At 68.8% G+C, this 16,345-nt stretch carries 15 protein-coding genes; 8 read left to right on the top strand and 7 right to left on the bottom strand.

Translation table 11 applies throughout. From position 1 onward, the window contains the following. Nucleotides 1-5: 5 nt before the first annotated feature. Nucleotides 6-497 (bottom strand): GNAT family N-acetyltransferase, encoded by a 492-nt coding sequence (locus C1746_RS04210; RefSeq protein WP_116713430.1) that lies wholly within the window; start codon nt 495-497, stop codon nt 6-8. A 61-nt stretch (nt 498-558) separates the two neighbouring features. On the opposite strand from C1746_RS04210, the gene C1746_RS04215 reads away from it, so the two are divergent. Genes C1746_RS04215 through C1746_RS04225 form a run of 3 tightly spaced genes read left to right on the top strand, consistent with a single transcriptional unit; the run spans nt 559 to nt 3,779 of the window. Further along, nucleotides 559-1,476, top strand: a complete 918-nt coding sequence (locus C1746_RS04215) for a c-type cytochrome (RefSeq protein WP_116713431.1) — start codon at nt 559-561, stop codon at nt 1,474-1,476. Then, entirely contained in the window at nt 1,469-2,392 is a 924-nt protein-coding gene (locus tag C1746_RS04220; RefSeq protein ID WP_116713432.1) for a QcrA and Rieske domain-containing protein, read from the top strand. Before C1746_RS04215 ends, C1746_RS04220 begins: the two co-directional genes overlap by 8 nt. Nucleotides 2,393-2,408: 16 nt before the next feature. Continuing rightward, the gene (locus tag C1746_RS04225; protein WP_116713433.1) at nt 2,409-3,779 is read left to right on the top strand and encodes a cytochrome b; all 1,371 of its coding nucleotides are present in this window, start codon (nt 2,409-2,411) and stop codon (nt 3,777-3,779) included. A gap of 58 nt (nt 3,780-3,837) precedes the next feature. Here C1746_RS04225 and C1746_RS04230 read toward each other — a convergent pair whose 3' ends face one another. The 4 genes from C1746_RS04230 to C1746_RS04245 all read right to left on the bottom strand — a co-directional run bounded on the left by C1746_RS04230 (nt 3,838) and on the right by C1746_RS04245 (nt 7,228). After that, on the bottom strand, nt 3,838-4,209 hold the full coding sequence (locus tag C1746_RS04230) for a hypothetical protein (RefSeq protein ID WP_116713434.1): 372 nt from the start codon (nt 4,207-4,209) through the stop codon (nt 3,838-3,840). 26 nt (nt 4,210-4,235) lie between these two features. Beyond that, nucleotides 4,236-5,369, bottom strand: a complete 1,134-nt coding sequence (locus C1746_RS04235) for a glycosyltransferase (RefSeq protein WP_116713435.1) — start codon at nt 5,367-5,369, stop codon at nt 4,236-4,238. Beyond that, nucleotides 5,369-6,520, bottom strand: a complete 1,152-nt coding sequence (locus tag C1746_RS04240) for a glycosyltransferase family 4 protein (protein ID WP_116713436.1) — start codon at nt 6,518-6,520, stop codon at nt 5,369-5,371. Before C1746_RS04240 ends, C1746_RS04235 begins: the two co-directional genes overlap by 1 nt. 267 nt (nt 6,521-6,787) lie before the next feature. After that, on the bottom strand, nt 6,788-7,228 hold the full coding sequence (locus tag C1746_RS04245; protein WP_116713437.1) for a DUF5318 family protein: 441 nt from the start codon (nt 7,226-7,228) through the stop codon (nt 6,788-6,790). 121 nt (nt 7,229-7,349) lie between these two features. Between C1746_RS04245 and C1746_RS04250 the strand changes: the two genes are divergently transcribed. Further along, nucleotides 7,350-7,886: a PadR family transcriptional regulator gene (locus tag C1746_RS04250; protein ID WP_162867369.1), complete on the top strand. Its 537-nt coding sequence runs from the start codon at nt 7,350-7,352 to the stop codon at nt 7,884-7,886. Beyond that, the gene (locus C1746_RS04255) at nt 7,886-8,992 is read left to right on the top strand and encodes an inositol-3-phosphate synthase (RefSeq protein WP_116713439.1); all 1,107 of its coding nucleotides are present in this window, start codon (nt 7,886-7,888) and stop codon (nt 8,990-8,992) included. Before C1746_RS04250 ends, C1746_RS04255 begins: the two co-directional genes overlap by 1 nt. Before the next feature lie 222 nt (nt 8,993-9,214). Here the strand turns inward: C1746_RS04255 and C1746_RS04260 are convergent, their stop codons facing one another. Together C1746_RS04260 and C1746_RS04265 are read right to left on the bottom strand one after the other, a co-directional pair. Further along, on the bottom strand, nt 9,215-10,693 hold the full coding sequence (locus C1746_RS04260; RefSeq protein ID WP_205711704.1) for a CCA tRNA nucleotidyltransferase: 1,479 nt from the start codon (nt 10,691-10,693) through the stop codon (nt 9,215-9,217). Nucleotides 10,694-10,811: 118 nt separating this feature from the next. Then, entirely contained in the window at nt 10,812-11,888 is a 1,077-nt protein-coding gene (locus tag C1746_RS04265) for a type IV pilus twitching motility protein PilT (protein ID WP_116715561.1), read from the bottom strand. 104 nt (nt 11,889-11,992) lie between these two features. Between C1746_RS04265 and C1746_RS04270 the strand changes: the two genes are divergently transcribed. From C1746_RS04270 to murJ, 3 genes are read left to right on the top strand one after another with little or no spacing between them, the layout of a single operon-like run. Continuing rightward, on the top strand, nt 11,993-12,427 hold the full coding sequence (locus tag C1746_RS04270; RefSeq protein WP_116713441.1) for an NUDIX hydrolase: 435 nt from the start codon (nt 11,993-11,995) through the stop codon (nt 12,425-12,427). Next, nucleotides 12,424-14,586 (top strand): DUF6049 family protein, encoded by a 2,163-nt coding sequence (locus C1746_RS21900; RefSeq protein ID WP_162867370.1) that lies wholly within the window; start codon nt 12,424-12,426, stop codon nt 14,584-14,586. Before C1746_RS04270 ends, C1746_RS21900 begins: the two co-directional genes overlap by 4 nt. Continuing rightward, nucleotides 14,583-16,343: a murein biosynthesis integral membrane protein MurJ gene (gene murJ / locus C1746_RS04275; protein WP_162867371.1), complete on the top strand. Its 1,761-nt coding sequence runs from the start codon at nt 14,583-14,585 to the stop codon at nt 16,341-16,343. Before C1746_RS21900 ends, murJ begins: the two co-directional genes overlap by 4 nt. Nucleotides 16,344-16,345 lie beyond the last annotated feature (2 nt).

Genomic DNA, 16,345 nt, shown 5'->3' on the forward strand with positions numbered 1-16,345 from the left:
GCCGCCTAGCTGAGCTCCAGGCAGAAGCCCTCCGCGCGCACGCCCGGCGCCGGCTCGTGATCCAACTCCGGCATGCGCACGAACCCGTCCCGCTCGACGATCTCCCGGATGGCGTCCATCATCTTCATGACCGTGGCGACGACACGACCCTTGTTCGAGGCCCGAGCCTCCTCCACCACCCACCTGACCAGGGCCGTCCCGATGCCCTGATTGCGCTGGTCGGGCAGGACCGCCAGGAGGCGGATGGCGACGGTGCCCTCCTGGACGCCACGCCACTCGCGGAACATCGTCACCGTTCCGACGATCTCGCCCGACTCGTCGACCGCAACGACGATGTCCCCGTCGTGCTTGCGCCCGTGCACGTTGGCGATGTCGCGCGCGAACATCGCCCAGGCGTCCGGTGACATGGCGGCGGCGAACTCGGCGTACGCATCGACGACCAACTGGGCGACTCCGTCGAGTTCCTCTTCGGTGGCGAGCCTGATCGTGAGTTCCATGTTGCCAAGCGTAGAGGCTGGAGAGCCCACCGAGAAGTCGAGAGTCTGCTAGTAAGGAACTGTGCAGACGACCCCGTCCCGAGCCAGGACCTACGGAGCGTGGTTCGTGGTCGTCGTCGCGCTGCTCGCGGTCGCGGTGCTGAGCCTCCGCCCCGCCAGCGCGGTCGAGGGTGACGAGGAGGATCCGATCGCCAACCCCGTCGCCTTCGCCGAGGCCAGCTACGCGGGCGTCTGCGCCGAGTGTCACGGTGGCGACGGCAACGGCGGCGTCGTCCCGGGCAGCGAACGGTTGGCGCCGTCCCTCCGGGACGAGGGCGTGACGGAGGCCTACATGGACCTCGTGTTGCGGACCGGCCGGATGCCCCCGCCGGGCGACCCCTTCGACAACCGGGCGCGCGAGGTCTTCTACACCGATGCCGAACGTGAGGCGATGGTCGACTGGTTGGTGGCCGAGTTCGGCCTGGAACGCGACATCCCAACCGTGGAGGAGGGCGACGTCGCCGTCGGCCTCGAGCTCTTCGCGCTCAACTGTGCGCACTGCCATGGCAACACGGGTGCTGGAGGCAACGCCGGCCAGGACGCCTTCACGCCCACGGTGACGGGCCTCGGGCCCATTGCCGTGGCTGAAGCCATCCGGGTCGGCCCGTTCGAGATGCCGGCCTTCAACGACGAGACGATCACGCCGGAGGAGGTCAACGCCATCACGAGCTACCTGGAGGCCGTCGAGGAGAAGGGCGGCACCCCGCTGTTCGGCCTGGTCGAGTTGAACCCGGTGTTCGCCTCGGGCTTCGTCGCCGTCTTCGCCGCGGCACTGATCGGCTCGCTCCTCTACATCGGTGGCCGGCCGCAGCCCTTCGAACAGGTCCCGGTCGGCGACGCGATGGACCACCCCGACACCACACCGATCGAGACCGAGGTCGCCGAGCCGGAGGGCACCACGCCGATGCCCGACGACGACCAGGAGGATCCAGATGGCTGACCCGGCATCCCCCGACCCGTCACCTCCCAACCAGCAGGCGACCCCGGCGGCACCGGTCGTCGACCTCGAACCGGAGCACGAGCTCATCGTCCTGGCCCGGACGACACCCGAGGCCAGCAGTGCCAACGACACACTGGTCATCGGCACGGCCATCGGCGCCGCGGTCTTCGGAATCGCCTTCGCGGTCAGCCTGGTCATCGGCCTGCCGATCGGCTGGTACGGCATGTTCCTGGCCCTGGCGTTCTTCAGCCTGGGCCTGTCGATCCGCCGCTACTTCTTCGACCGGTTCCCCGAGATCGAGGCGGCCGAGCTCCGCGAGGTTCCCGACGACCAGCCGGAACGGCCCGTCAGCAACGTGCCGGCGCTGGCCCGCCGACCCCTGCTCACGCGGGTGCTGCTGGGCTCAGCCGGAGTCTTCGGCGCCAGCTTGCTGGCCCTGGTGCCCTCGCTCGGCCCCCGCGTGGGCGAGCAGCTTCGATCGACGCCCTGGGCCAGTGGTGTGCGGCTGAAGACGACCGAGGGTGAGGACATCCGCGCGGAAGACCTGGCGATCGGGACGGTCGTGACCGCCTGGCCGGCCGACAACATCGGCTTCGAGCGCGCAGCCGTGCTGGTCATGCGCTTGTCCGACGAGCCCGCCGAGCCGACCAACATGGAGTGGGTCATCGAGAACTCGCTGGTCGCCTACTCGAAGATCTGTACGCACGCCGGCTGTCCCGTCGCCCTGTTCCGCGAGCGGGAGAACTCGCTGTTCTGCCCCTGCCACCAGTCCACGTTCGACGTCCGACGGGCCTGTCAGCCGACCTTCGGACCGGCCACACGCCCCCTGCCGCAGCTGCCGCTCGGCACCGACGACGCGGGCTTCCTGATCGCCCTGGGCGACTTCGTCGAGCCGCCCGGCCCCTCCACCGGTTGAGGATGGTGATGTTGTAGTGACTCCCCTGTTCAGTGCACTGTTCGACTCCCTCGACAAGCGCATGAAGCTGAAGGGCCCGACCCGTCAGGCGGCCAACAAGGTCTTCCCGGCGAACTGGTCGTTCCTGCTGGGTGAGGTGGCCACCATCTCCTTCGGCGTCCTGGTCGCCACCGGGATCTTCCTGACCCTGTTCTACCGGGCCTCGACGGACCCCGTCGTCTACACCGGCTCCAACGAGTTCTTCAACGGCGTCACCCTGCCGGCCGCCTTCGAGTCGGTCATCCGCCTGAGCGATGACATCCCGGGTGGTCTGTTCGTCCGACGGGTGCACCGAGCCGCCAGTCATCTCTTCATCGCCACGATCGTGCTGCACATGCTGCGCATCATCATGACGGGTGCGTTCCGCAAGCCACGCGAGCTGAACTACCACGTGGGCATCGGGCTGTTGACGGTGTCCTTGGCGGAGGGGTTCCTCGGCTACTCCCTGCCGTACGACTCGTTGGCAGGCACCGGGATCCGCGTGGCCTACTCGATCGTCCTGTCGATCCCGTACGTCGGGGAGAACGTCGCCTTCTGGGTGTTCGGGGGCGAGTTCCCGACCGGCGACATCATCCCGCGGTTCCAAGCCCTCCACGTGTTCGTGCTGCCGCTCGTGATCTCGGGGCTGATCGCGGTGCACGTCGCCATCCTGATCCGGCAGAAGCACACCCAGATGCCCAAACCGGATGTCGACGGGCACACCTACATCGTCGGCAAGCCGCTCTGGCCCGGCCAGTTCGCCGAGTCCACGACGTTGTTCCTGTGGGTCGGCGGGTTGCTCGCTCTCTCCTCGACGCTGATCCCGTGGAGCGATGTGGAGCTGCTGGGCCCCTACCTCCCGGGGGAGGTCGGCAACAACGCCCAGCCCGACTGGTTCCTGTTCTGGACCGATGGGCTGCTCAGAGCCCTGCCGCCGTTCGAGTTCACGATCCTCGGCGGCACCTTCAACACCGTGTTCGTCGCTGGGGCGGTGATCCCCGGGATCATGTTCGGGCTGCTGATCGCCTACCCGTTCCTCGAACGGAAGGTGTACAAGCTGGAGGGGGATTGGCACGTCCTGACCAATCCGCTCGACATCCCGCTCCGCGGTGCGATGGTCATGGGAACCTTCTCCTTCGTCCTGCTGGCATCGGCCAACGCCACCAACGACATCCTCTCGCGGATGATCGGCATCCCCATCGAGACGATGGTCTGGGTGTTCCGCCTGTCGATGCTGTTCGCGCCACCGCTGCTGGCCTACGCGGTGTACCGCTACTCGAAGCAGCGGCTGATCGAGACGGGCTCGCGGGTCGCAACCAACGAGCAGGAGGCCCAGAGTCGCTTCGACGCCTCACAGGTCTCGGGCTGAGAACCCCGTCAGCGGCTGAACACCCCGTCAGGGGCTGAGAACCCCGTCAGCGTGCTGATCAGCGGGGCAGGATCGCCCGCACGGCGCTGGCCAGGTCCCGGCTGATCTGGCCGGCCGGGACTGCCCGCGCGACCAGGCTCGCACACGCGGGCCACTCATCTCGTGGGTGCCACGTCACGGCGACGACCGGTGGCGGGTCACTGCTCAGGGCACGAAGCCGGTCGAGGGTCGGGTCGGCCGGCGACAGCACGGTCACCACGGCCTGCTGCTCGTCGACGGCGGCACGCAGGATCCGGGCGACCACCACCTCCTCGTCCCGGTCGAACGCGGCGGTCCGGCACACGAGGACATCGGCGGAGCGCAGCAGCCCGGCCAGCAGCTCGACGGTCCCGCCGTACCGGGCAACCACGACGACCCCGCCTGCCGTCACGTCCTCACATCCCAGCCGACGCGCGATCAGCCACGGCGGAGGGCCTCCTCAGGGGCTGCTGGCACATGACCATGGATGGCCAGCATCCGGGTCACAGCCCGATCCCACGTGAACGGTTCGGCAGCGGCCCGTGCGGCGGCCCTCGCCTCGTCGGCGCCCGAGAGCAGCTGTGTGATGGCTCCGGCCATGGCATGGCCATGGTTGTACGCGCTGGCCCCGAAGGGCTCCTGCAGGATGTCGGCCAGGGCGCCGGACTGCGACGACACGACCGGTGTCCCACATGCCAGCGCCTCGAGCGCCGTCAGCCCGAAGGTCTCCAGCGGGCCCGGACAGATGGCGACGTCGGCGGCGGCGAGCACCTCGGCGACGTGCTGGCGGCTGCTGAGATGACCGAGGAAGGTCACGGGCAGGTCGCGCGCCTGTCGCCGGAGGGCACGCTCGCTCGAGCCCGTCCCCGCGATGACGAGGTGCGCGTCGACGCCCTGCTGTCGGAGCACCGCGAGCGCATCGAGGGCTGATCCGGCCTGCTTCTCCGGCGACAGCCGGACGACCATGGCCAGCAGCACGTCGTGCCCGTCACGCAAGCGGCGACCGACCACCGGGCTGCGATGTCGGGGATGGAACTGATCGACGTCAACTCCCCAGTCCACGACCTCGACCGGGAGGTCTGCGGCGAACTCCTGACGGGCCCAGGCGGAGGGCACCACGACCCGGTCGAAGCGGGCGGCGGTCCGACGATTGTCCCGCCGGGCCATCAGGGCCGGACGGATCAGCCACGGCAGGTACTGGTCGGCCAGCCGATCCAGCCGCTCGTGGACCACCATCGTCGAGGGAACACCGGCACTGGCAGCCCAGTCACCGAGCCCGCGCAACGTGGAGCGGTCGTGGACCTCCAGCCGGTCGGGTCGCACCTCGTCCAGGGTGCGGCGCACCGCTCGCAGGTTGGTGATCATCCGATACCCACCGGTGCCCGGCACCACCGGGGAGGAGATGGCGATGGTGAGGCCGTGCGGGCCGATCTCGCGGTCGAATGCCGGCCCCGGTCGGATCAGGATCGTGTCGACGCCGCGCGCCGCGTAGCCCTTGCGGAGCGCCGCGATGGTGCGGGCGATCCCACCGGAGGTCGGCGAGATGAAGTTCGCCAGCTGGACCACCCGCATCAGCCCACCGCCGCCCTGGGTCGTGGATGCTCCTGGAGCACCGACGGGGCGACCACGGCCTCGTAGTGGCCCACGAGCTCATCGGTCAGGGTGCTCCAGGTCCGGTGCGCGACGCCCGGCCGTGCCGCCAGGGCGAGGCGTACTCGTTGGTCAGCGTCGTGAACGAGCCGGGCGACAACGCGCCGCAAGCTACGCCCGTCGCCCGCACGGTACAGAAGTCCGTTGTGGTTGTGCCTGACCAGATCCAGGGGTCCGCCGATCGCCGGAGCAATCGCCGGAACGCCGCTGGCCAACGCCTCCTGGATCGTCTGGCAGAAGGTCTCGTGGGCGCCGGTGTGGACGAACAGATCCAGGCTGGCGTAGATCCGTGCCAACTCGACCCCGCCCTTGTAGCCCGTGAAGACCGCGTCGGGCAGCTGTCGGGCCAGCTTCTCCCGGTCGGGGCCGTCACCGACCACGACCAGACGGGCGCCGGGCGTCCCCCGCAGGGCGCGGAGCAGGCCGACGTTCTTCTCAGGCGCCAACCGGCCGACGTAGCCGATGAGCAGGCAGTCGCCGTCGTCGCGACCGGCGCCCAGTGCTCGTCGTATCTGCGCGGACCGCTTGGTGGGGTGGAAGTGCGTGCTGTCCACTCCGCGGCCCCACAACGCCACGCGTGGGACGCCATGTCGTCGGAGATCCCAGGCAGCCGACCGAGACGGGGCCAGGGTGCGGTGCGCCATCGAGTGCAGGTGGCGGGTCCACCGCCAGGCGAGGTTCTCGGCGGCCGCGACCTTGTAGTGCCGGGCGAACCGGGGGAAGTCGGTCTGGTAGACCGCGACGCTCGGTGTGCCCATGCGCCGGGCGACCGACAGCGCCCACGCGCCCAGCGCGACGGGACCAGCCACGTGGATGACGTCTGGTCGGAACGCGGCGAGGTCGTGGAAGGTGTCCGCGGTCGGACGACCCACCGGGATGGCCTGGTAGCCGGGGAGTGGAACCGATGGCGTGCGGACGACGGTGATGTCACCGAAGCGGGCCGGCCCGGGACCAGGCCCGACGATGAGCACATCATGCCCGCGGGCGTGCAGCTGTTCGCTGACGCGAGCAACCGAACCGGACACGCCATTGATGGTGGGGAGGAATGACTCGGTCACGATGGCAACTCGCATACAGCGAGTGTGCGGGCCACGCCAACGAATTGCCCGGCCTCTGGGTTACCGCCAGGCGAACTCCCGCAAAAGGTCCGCCCCGCCAACGGGGGGTGGCGGGGCGGACATGAATCGCTGCTCTACGGGGGGACGAGCAGCGACTGGGAGGATGAGATACGGGGGGTCCCATCGCTCGGTTGCGAGTATGGCACCACCCCACAGCAAGATCAACGGCACAACAGTATTTAGGCCACAATTCGTAAGATCCAGTCGCAAGATCCAACCGAGCTAGCGTGGCCTGTCAGCCGGCTGCAGCAGGTGCCGCCCCGGCAGGTGGTCGGTACCGAACAGCTCAGCGGTCACCAGATGGTTCCAGCCGCACACCAGGCAGCACTCGACCGTGTAGGCGGTGAAGCTCGCGTACCGGCTGGCCAGGTCATGGAGTTCGTCCGTCGTCCACACGACCCGGCCGGACCGTTGTCGGAGCGAGGACCCGAACACGTAGGTCACCTCACGCAGGGTGGTGTCCCGATCGTGTGGCACGGCTGCCCGCTCGTCCGCCAGTCGGCAGATGGGACAGGTCCGCGCCGTGACCCGCCCGACGTTGGCCGCTGCTCGTAGGAGCTCCGGGTGGGCATCGACCACGTCCTGCACGGCCACGGCGCCGCGCGTGACCTGGCTGACCAAGGCGCGCTTGGCCATCCGATAGTCGATCCGTCCGGTACTCATGGGCAACCTTGAGTCTGCCAGGGCACGTCAACCGCGGCGGTGTGGGCGGGCTGTCGCTACCGTTGCATGTGTCGCGGCGCTATATCGCCCCGATATATCCGCCGTTACCGAGGAGATCGCGTTGCTCGACCTGGCCATTCTGGGCCTGCTCAAGGAGGGCGCGATGCACGGGTACGAGCTGAAGCGCCAGCTGGGGCAGCGGCTCGGCTTCTTCTGGACGGTGTCCTACGGCTCGCTCTACCCCACGCTGCGCAAGCTCGAGGCCGGCGGGTACGTGGAGCGCATCCCCGATGCGGACAGTCGGTCGCGACGACGCCAGGTGGTCCAGATCACGGCGGCTGGCGAGGCGAGGTTCCTCGACCTCATCAGCCAGCGCTCCACCAGCGCCTGGGAGGAGGAGAAGTTTCCCCTCCGCTTCGCGTTCTTCACCTACCTGCCGACCGAGACGCGGGTCTGGCTGCTGCAGCGGCGACGCGATTACCTGCTCGACCGCGTACAGGAGGGCGAGTCGGGCCTCAGGCGGGCGACGCGCGGCCGCGCGGACAGCTACACGATCTCCCTGATCCGTCATGGCGTCGAGCGAACACGGCTTGACCTCCGGTGGATCGAAGACCTTCTGCTTGCTGAAACAACCCCCCACTCCAAGGAGACAACCTGATGAGTTCTGTGCCCGACACCGGTCACACCAGTTCACGATCGGTTCGCATCGCCATCGTCGGCGTCGGGAACTGCGCCAGCTCGCTGGTGCAGGGCGTGACGTACTACGCCGACGCCTCACCTGACGAGCGCGTTCCAGGTCTGATGCACGTGGAGCTCGGGGGGCTCCACGTCCGCGATCTCGAGTTCGTGGCTGCGTTCGATGTCGACGCGAAGAAGGTCGGACGGGACCTCTCCGAGGCGATCGTGGCCGAGCCCAACAACACCATCACATTCGCCGATGTGGCCCCGACGGGTGTGACCGTGCAGCGTGGACCGACGCTGGACGGCTTCGGCGAGTTCTACAGCCAGGTCGCCACCGAGTCCGACGACCCCGTCGTCGACGTCACTCAGGCGTTGAAGGACGCTCGTGCCGATGTGCTGGTGTGCTATCTGCCGGTGGGGTCGGAGGAGGCCGCCAGGTTCTACGCCCAGTGCGCCATCGACGCTGGCGTCGGGTTCGTCAACGCCCTGCCGGTGTTCATCGCCACCGACGAGGCTTGGGCCGCGAAGTTCGAGGCAGCCGGCGTGCCCATCATCGGGGATGACATCAAGAGCCAGGTCGGTGCGACGATCACGCACCGGCTGCTGACGAAGCTCTTCGAGGACCGTGGTGTGACCGTGGACCGGACCTACCAGTTGAACTTCGGCGGGAACATGGACTTCATGAACATGCTGGAACGCAAGCGGCTGACGTCGAAGAAGCTGTCCAAGACCCAGTCGGTGACCTCGCAGATGATCGAGCCGGTGAGTTCCGACCGCATTCACATCGGCCCGTCAGACCACGTCCCGTGGCTGGAGGATCGCAAGTGGGCCTACATCCGCATGGAGGGCCGCAACTTCGGTGACGTGCCACTCAACGCCGAGCTGAAGTTGGAGGTCTGGGACTCCCCGAACTCCGCCGGTGTGGTCATCGATGCCGTCCGGTGCATCAAGCTGGCGCAGGAGCGCGGCATCAGCGGGCCACTGCTCGGCCCGTCCTCCTACTTCATGAAGTCCCCACCCGTCCAGTACGCCGACAGCGTGTGCCATGACATGGTCGAGGAGTTCATCGCCACGGAGGGCTGATGGGATCGTCACCGACGTTCCGTCCTTCGGCGATCACTCCCAGTAGCAAAACCGTTCCAGGAATTCCCAGTTCTTCACCTCAACCGTAAACCCCGTCGATGTAGTTCGAGGTCGACCCCACCACAGGTTATGTCATCCTGATCCGGACTCGGGATCTCCTGACCAGGGGAAACGCGGCGAGGCGCCATCTGGCGCACGTACGCCCTCTGATGATCCCTCTGACTACCCCTTCTGGTCCTTGACCTTCGGTGGTATGCGCGTTCCGACGGGCGTCAGTCCCTCACCGGCTGCCCACTCGTCCAGCAACTCGTAGGCGACGTCCTCTGACACCGGCCCACGTTCCAGTGCCTGGTCCTTCAGGTGGTTCCAGGCCTTCCCCACCAGAGGACCGGGCTCGATGCCGAGATAGGCCATCATCTGCGTCCCGTCGATGGCCGGGCGTACGGCGTCCACCGCCTCCCGCTCCGCGAGGATCTCGATCCGCTCCTCCAGATCATCCATGGCCCGTGCGAACCGGCGGCGCTTCCGCTTGTCGCGGGTGGTGACATCGGCCCGCGTGAGCAGGTTCAGACGACGGAGCCGGTCGGTTGTCTCGGCATCGTGGACATACCGCCGCACCGCCGAGTCGGTCCACTCGCCGTCGGAGTACCCGTGGAACCGAAGATGCAGCCGCACCAGCTCGGACACCTCGCGGATCATGTCCTTGGAGTACTTCAGCTCACGCATCCGGTGACGCGTCATCCGCGCGCCGACGACGTCGTGGTGGTGGAAGCTCACGGTGCCATCGGGGTGGAACTCCCTGGTGGCCGGCTTCCCGATGTCGTGGAACAGGGCCGCCAACCGCAGGATCAGATCGTCCGCGTCGCACGACTCCACCACCGCCAACGTGTGGGCGTAGACGTCCTTGTGGTGGTGGGCGGGATCCCGCTCCATCTGCAGGGCCGAGACCTCCGGGATGATGTACTCCGCAAGCCCCGTGCCGACCAACAGGTCCAGGCCGCGCCCGACGTGTTCGCCGACCATCAGCTTGTCCAACTCGACCTGGATGCGCTCTGCGGAGACTGCAGTCAGATCTGCGGCCATGGCGGTTGCGGCGGCTACCGCCTCGTCGTCCGGCACGAACCCGAGTACCGCGGCGAAGCGGGCCATCCGCAGCATGCGCAGCGGGTCGTCGGAGAAGCTCACCTTCGCATCCGAGGGCGTCCGCAGCGTGCCGGCGCGGATGGCCTCCCAGCCGTGATGCGGGTCCACGACCAGTCGGTCGGGCACGCGGACGGCGATGGCATTGATGGTGAAGTCCCGCCGAGCGAGATCTGCCTCGATGCTGCTGCCGAAGTTGACCTCCGGGTGCCGCGAGCCGGCCGTGTAGGCATCCGACCGGTAGGTCGTGATCTCGATGGTCTGGTCACCACGCGCGGCGCTCACGGTGCCGAACCTGGCCCCGGTCAACCAGATCGTGTCCGCCCAGCCGCGCAGCACGCCCTCGGTCTGCTCGGGCGTCGCAGAGGTCGCGAAGTCGAGATCGCCGCTCACCGCGGCTGACGCGCGCCCCATGAGGACGTCCCGGACGATGCCGCCGACCAGGAACAACTCATGGCCGGCCTCGTCGAACAGGTGGCCCAGCTCGTCGGCCACGGCGACGTCGATCAGCGCACCGAGCACCTGCAGTTGCTCGGCACGGGAGTCGGCGGGGCTGGCCATGCCATACATCGTACGGGGCGCAGGGCTGGCGCCGGGTGACCCGACGGGCACGGCAGGTCGCGCCTGCCCGGGCACCGCCCGCCAAGCCGGCAGGGGTTCCCGACCGGCTGCAGGAGACCTAGGCCACGGGAAGTCCGGCGGCGCGGACGTTGATCTTGAAGTCGTGCGGGCTTGTGGACGCGGCCAGCGCATCACGGAGGTTGATGCGGCCGCTCGCGTACAACTCGAGCAGGTGCTGGTCGAAGGTCTGCATCCCGTAGTAGGCACCCTCGGCAATCGCGTCACCGATGTCCTCGGTCTTCTCCGGGTCGGCGACGAACTCGTACAGGCGCTGCGTCATCACGAAGGTCTCGAGAACGGCCACCCGTCCGCCGTCGACCTGCGGGACGAGCCGCTGACAGACGATGCCCTTCAGCGCGTTGGCCAGCGACAGTCGGGCCTGACCCTGCTGATGTGGGGGGAACATGTCGAGAATTCGGTTGACCGTCTCGGTGGCATTGGTCGTGTGCAGCGTGGAGAGCACGAAGTGCCCGGTCTCCGCGGCCTGGAGCGCGGCGGTGACCGTCTCGACGTCTCGCATCTCACCGATGAAGATGACGTCCGGGTCCTGCCGGGCGACGGAGCGCAGGCCCGTGGTGAAGTTCTCGGTGTCCACACCGATCTCACGCTGGTCGATGATCGAGAGGTTGTCGCGGTGGAGGATCTCGATCGGGTCCTCGAGGGTCACGACGTGTGCCCGGCGTGAGGCGTTGATGTGGCCCAGCATCGCGGCAGTGGTCGTCGTCTTCCCCGACCCGGTAGGTCCGGTGACCAGGACCAGACCGCGGTGCTCCTCAGCCATGGCGCGGCAGACCGGGGGCAAGCCGAGCTCGGCGAACGACTGGTTGCCCACGGAGACCTTCCGCAGCACCAGCCCCGTCGATCCGCGCTGCTTGAAGACCGCAACGCGGAACCGGCCGAGACCGCTGACGGAGTAGGCCGCGTCAGCCTCCTGGCCTCGGTTGTAGGCCTCGAGGGCCCGGCCGCCGAGCACCTCCAGAGCCATCGCCTCGGTGTCCTCCGGATGCAACCACGGCAGGTCGTTGACCTCGTTGAGGTCACCGTCCACCCGGATGAAGGCGGGGCCGCCGGCCTTGAGGTGCAGGTCCGAGCCGCCCTTGTCGACGAGCACTTGGAGATAGTCCCTGATCTTCATGCCGTTCGTATCGGCAAGCCACCCCACCTCCTTGACCAATCCGGTTCACGGAGGGCCACGACGATGGCCCAAGACAGCCTGGGGAGCACGTAAGGTGAAGGCCGTTGGCCAGGTATCCGACCAAACACGCGACGTCCGCAGGCGGGCTGGTTCTCGATGACCGTCCGGACGGCCGTTGGGTTGTCCTGATCGCGCATCGTGGGGCCGATGGCCGACTGCAGTGGACCCTGCCGAAGGGCGGTCTCGAGCACGGGGAGAGTCTCGAGGCAGCAGCGGTCCGTGAGGTTCGGGAGGAGACGGGCCTCGACGCCGTCATCCTGCGGAAGTTGGGGGTCGTCGACTACTGGTTCGTGTGGCACCCCGACAGGGCCCGGTACCACAAGTTCGTCCACTACTACCTCATGGCCTTCGAGGGCGGCTCATTCGACGACCGCGACGACGAGGCCGAGGACGTGGCCTGGGTGCCGTTCACGCAAGCGCTGGAGCAGCTGTCCCACGCCAACGAGGTCGAGCTGGTCCAGAAGGCTGCCGCGGCGTGACCGGATGGCAGCTCCGGCGCCCGACTGCGCCGCTCCGGATGCTCACGACCCTCGCGGCCGCCGTCCTGCTGGTGGTGGTCGCGGGGCCGGCGGGTGCACAGTCCGAGCAGGCAGCGCCCGACCCGGCCGGCCCGCTGGGTGCGTTCGAGCTGGTCGAGATCGATGCCGTGGTGGAGCACATCCCAACCGATGAGGAAGGCGACTCACAGGAGGAGCCCGCACCCCAGCCGATCGCGCTGGGCCTGCAGGTCGACACCGGCCCCGTGGCGCGCAGCGACCTGCGCGTGGTCACGTCGGTCTACACCAGCACACCGGATGTCGAGTCCCTCCGAGCGGCCGTGGCGGGTGAGTTGCCGACGCTGTTCAGCTCCACCTCATCCGAGCTGCCCGACCTGGCTGCGGGCACCTCCCGGGTCGTCCGCCTGGACCTGAATCCAGAGGAGTTGGCGTTGCGGGGCGAGGACCGGACGGGCGTGTACCCGCTGCAGGTCCAGCTGTTCAGCGGTGCCGAGCTCCTCGGCACGCAGACGACCTCGGTGATCGTGTTGCCCGAGCGGCAGGCCCGGCCGCTGCCGACCACGCTGCTGCTGGACGTCGTGGCGCCCACGGCCCCGTTGCTCGGGGATCAGCCCGACGCCGGATTCGCCGAGCTGCTGCGGCCCACTGGCGCGGTGCAGTCGACCAGCACAGCGCTGGAGGACCTCGTGGCGCGGGGCACCGCCGCCGGACTGACGCTGGCGGCGGACGGGCGAACGCTCGAGGAGCTCTCCGGACTGGCCGACGGCTGGGTGACCGCTGATGACGCGGTGGTCGACGCGGCCTCCCGGCCCGCCCGGCGGGCCGACCGTGCCATGGATGTGCTGGCGGCCCTGGCGCGCCGCAGTGACACCGAGGTCGTGGCGTATCCGTACGGGCCTGCCGATCTTGTGGCGCTCGTGCGTGGCGGGCTGGCCTCCGAGGCCCGAGCCGCTGTCGCCGACGCTTCGGCCACGGTCAGCGACCTCCTCGACCAGCCGGTCAACGGTCAGATCGTCGTGCCGCCGGCCGGCCTGGACGCTGCGACCCTGGCGGTGGTCGGCCAGACCGACCCCTCAGCCGTGGTCCTCCGCGAGCGTGCCGTCACCTTCGCCGCAAGCCAGACGCTGGAGCCGCTTCGTCGACTGCGAACTGCGGACGGCGGCGAAGTGCGGGTGCTGGTACCCGACGCAGGGCTGAGCGACGGTCTGCGGAACGACCCGTCCACCGCGGGCCTGCAGTCCTTCTTGGCGGAGACCGCGCTCGCCTGGCTCTCGGCGGGCGAGGCCCAGGCCTCCGCCGGCGTGCTCCTCGACATCGATGCGCTGAGCCTGGGCGCCGATGACGGGCGTCCGGCGCTCGACCTGACCGCCGTCCACGACGCCATCCTCGCGGCGCCGTGGCTGCGGCCGGTGTCGCTGTCGACCATGACCGAGGAGCTGCAGCCGTCCGCGCGGCTTGCGCGGCTCGCCTACGGCCCGGATGCGGTGGCCGCAGAGCTGCCGCCGGAGTACATCGCCGCGTACGGCCGGGCACGAGACGCCCTTGACCCGTTGGCCTCGATGCTCCCTGCAGATGACCGCTCGCCGTTCGGGTTCGCCCAACTGCTGGAGCCGATGCCCTCGACCCGGTACCGCCTCCCCTCGCGTCAGACCGCGGGCCTGCTGCGCGGCAACCAGGTGATCACCCGCCTCGATGCCCTGACCCGGGCCGTCGAGATCCTCCCCAGCGCGTCGATCACCCTGACCGCCACGACCGGAGAGGTCCCGGTCACCGTCGCGAACACCAGCGACGTCACTCTGCGGGTCCGAGTGGCCCTCGACTCCCGACGCTTCGAGTTCGACGAGGGCAGCAGCCAAGACATCACCATCACCCCGGGCGCCTCACAGCGCCTGAGCTTCGCCGCTCGATCACGGAATCCGGGTGGCTTCGCCCCGATCTCGGTCGCCCTGACCGACCCCGCGGGCACCCTGACGCTGGCGACGACCCAGCTGTCCGTGCGCTCGACCGCGATCCCCGTGGTGGGTCTGGTCGCCACGATCGGCAGCGCCCTGTTCCTGACGGCCTGGAGCGTCCGTCGGCTCAGGCGACGGACGATCGGCACCTCCGCAGCGCCCGACACCAGGCAAGAGAGCGCCGCGTGACGGGTGAGGGGCCTTCGACGGCCAGCCGGCTGCCCGATTCCTCACGCGGCTCGTTGCTCGTGGCGGCCGGGATCGCCCTCTCACGCGTCGCCGGCCTGATCCGTGAGATCACGATCGCGGCGTTCTTCGGCAACAGCGTCGCCACCGACGCCTTCAGCGCTGCATTCCGGATCCCCAACATCCTGCAGAACCTGCTGGGCGAGGGGGTCCTGTCGGCCTCCTTCATCCCGTCCTACACCGGGTTGTTGGCTCGGGGCCGCACCAAGGAGGCCGGCAAGGTGGCCGGCACCATCCTGTCCCTGCTGATCCTGGTCACGGCCGCCTTGGTCCTGGTCGGCGTGTTCGCCGCGGACACCCTGGCCGGCATCTTCGCACCCGGCTTCACCGGTGCCCGCCGCGAGCTCACCACCACACTCATCCGCGTCGTGACGCCGGGCATCGGCCTGCTGGTCCTGTCGGCCTGGTGCCTGGGGATCCTCAACAGCCACCGCCGCTTCTTCCTCTCCTACGTCGCCCCGGTCCTGTGGAACCTCGCCCAGATCGTCGGTCTGCTGGTTGCCGGCGTCTTCGCGTTCACCGAGATCGAGGGTGCGGGGACCGTGGTCACCAGCGACGCCCGGGGATTGATCATCGTCCTGGCCTGGGCAACCGTTGCGGGTGCCGTGTTGCAGTTGGCCGTCCAGATCCCCACCGTGGCCAAGTTGGAGCCGGACCTCGAACTGTCCCTCCACATCGACCGGGAGTCCGGAACGGTCCTCAAGCGATTCCTGCCGGTGGTCGGTGCCCGCGGGGTGGTGCAGCTGAGCGCCCTGCTCGACACCCTGCTGGCGTCGTTCCTCGTGGTCGGCGCTGTGTCGGCGCTGCGGTACGGGCAGGTGCTCTACATCCTCCCGATCAGCGTGTTCGGGATGAGCATCGCCGCCTCGGAGCTGCCCGAGCTGTCGTCCGACGCTGCGGTCGGCAAGCGGGACGAACGGGTGTCCGCGATCCGCGTGCGTCTGCGGACCGGGCTGGCCCGGATCAGCTACTTCGTGGTGCCGACAGCCCTGGTGTACGTCGTCGCCGGCGACCTGATCGTCGGGACGCTGCTCCAACGAGGCGAGTTCGAGCGCAGCGACACCGTGCAGGTCTGGTCCATCATCGGGGCGTACGGGATCGGCCTCGTGGCAGCGACCTGGGCACGCCTGCTGCAATCTGCGCTCTACGGGATCGGCGACACCACCAGCCCGGCCCGAGCCAGCCTGGCCCGGGTCGGCACCTCGCTCGTGGCCGGTGCGATCCTGATGGTGCAGTTCGACCAGATCGGCCTTGGTCCGGAGGGTCTCACCGTCGTGGGCGACCTTCCGGCCTTCTCGCTGGTTCCGGCTGAGGTGCGGGAGGCAGCTGACACGATCCCGCGCCTGGGGGCCATGGGCCTGGCGCTTGGTGTATCCGTCGGCTCGTGGGTCGAGTTGCGGCTCCTGCGCGACCGCCTGACGCGTGTCGTGGGCCGCTTCGACGTCGTCGGCGGCGTCCGGGACAACGTGCTGCAGGCGGCGTTCCTGGCCGCTGGTACGACGGTTGTCGTGCGGCTGATCACCGAACAGGTCCCGGTCTTCGCTCGCGGGGTGCTGGCCGTCGCCGCGGCGACGATCACCTACCTGCTCGCCAGCAAGAGCCTCGGCTTCCCGCTGGCTCGTGCGCTGAACGGTCGCGGACCTGACCGCCGACCCGCCCGGACGGCCAGTGCCCGGCGGTCCAACGACGGCGGTCGTTGACG

It is taken from the genome of Euzebya tangerina, assembly GCF_003074135.1.
Classification (GTDB): Bacteria; Actinomycetota; Nitriliruptoria; order Euzebyales; family Euzebyaceae; genus Euzebya; species Euzebya tangerina.